The sequence below is a fragment of the Bacillus sp. UNCCL81 genome (genome assembly GCF_900112535.1).
GTDB lineage: Bacteria > Bacillota > Bacilli > Bacillales > Bacillaceae_G > Gottfriedia > Gottfriedia luciferensis_B.
This window is the reverse complement of sequence record NZ_FOMF01000032.1, coordinates 1-1478: the sequence shown is the minus strand read 5'-3', so window position 1 is coordinate 1478 and position 1478 is coordinate 1. Positions and strand designations below refer to the sequence as shown.

1 rRNA gene is annotated in these 1478 nt (G+C 53.4%); it reads right to left on the bottom strand.

The window, feature by feature from the left end:
- Positions 1-10: 10 nt before the first annotated feature.
- Positions 11-1478, bottom strand: a 23S ribosomal RNA gene (locus BM319_RS24290); the annotation flags it as partial.

Genomic DNA, 1478 nt, shown 5'->3' with positions numbered 1-1478 from the left:
ATCAAACTTGTTAGTTAAGTCCTCGACCGATTAGTATCAGTCAGCTCCACGTGTCACCACGCTTCCACCTCTGACCTATCAACCTGATCGTCTCTCAGGGGTCTTACTAGCTTAACGCTATGGGAAATCTCATCTTGAGGGGGGCTTCATGCTTAGATGCTTTCAGCACTTATCCCTTCCACACATAGCTACCCAGCCATGCTCTTGGCAGAACAACTGGTACACCAGCGGTGTGTCCATCCCGGTCCTCTCGTACTAAGGACAGCTCCTCTCAAATTTCCTGCGCCCACGACGGATAGGGACCGAACTGTCTCACGACGTTCTGAACCCAGCTCGCGTACCGCTTTAATGGGCGAACAGCCCAACCCTTGGGACCGACTACAGCCCCAGGATGCGATGAGCCGACATCGAGGTGCCAAACCTCCCCGTCGATGTGGACTCTTGGGGGAGATAAGCCTGTTATCCCCGGGGTAGCTTTTATCCGTTGAGCGATGGCCCTTCCATGCGGAACCACCGGATCACTAAGCCCGACTTTCGTCCCTGCTCGACTTGTAGGTCTCGCAGTCAAGCTCCCTTATGCCTTTACACTCTTCGAATGATTTCCAACCATTCTGAGGGAACCTTTGGGCGCCTCCGTTACTCTTTAGGAGGCGACCGCCCCAGTCAAACTGCCCACCTGACACTGTCTCCGAGCCGGATCACGGCTCTAGGTTAGAATTTCAATACAGCCAGGGTAGTATCCCACCGACGCCTCCACCGAAGCTAGCGCTCCGGCTTCTCAGGCTCCTACCTATCCTGTACAAGCTGTACCAAAATTCAATATCAAGCTGCAGTAAAGCTCCACGGGGTCTTTCCGTCCTGTCGCGGGTAACCTGCATCTTCACAGGTACTATAATTTCACCGAGTCTATGGTTGAGACAGTGCCCAAATCGTTACGCCTTTCGTGCGGGTCGGAACTTACCCGACAAGGAATTTCGCTACCTTAGGACCGTTATAGTTACGGCCGCCGTTTACTGGGGCTTCAATTCAGAGCTTCTCCCGTAAGGGATAACCCCTCCTCTTAACCTTCCAGCACCGGGCAGGCGTCAGCCCCTATACTTCGCCTTGCGGCTTCGCAGAGACCTGTGTTTTTGCTAAACAGTCGCTTGGGCCTTTTCACTGCGGCTCTCCCGGGCATACACCCAAAAGAGCACCCCTTCTCCCGAAGTTACGGGGTCATTTTGCCGAGTTCCTTAACCATAGTTCTCTCGCTCACCTTAGGATTCTCTCCTCGCCTACCTGTGTCGGTTTGCGGTACAGGCACCTATTTCCTCGCTAGAAGCTTTTCTTGGCAGCGTAGAATCAGGAACTTCGGTACTATATTTCCCTCGCCATCACAACTCAGCCTTATGATGTGCGGATTTGCCTACACATCAGCCTAATTGCTTGGACGCGCATATCCAGCAGCGCGCTTACCCTATCTTTCTGCGTCCCTCCAT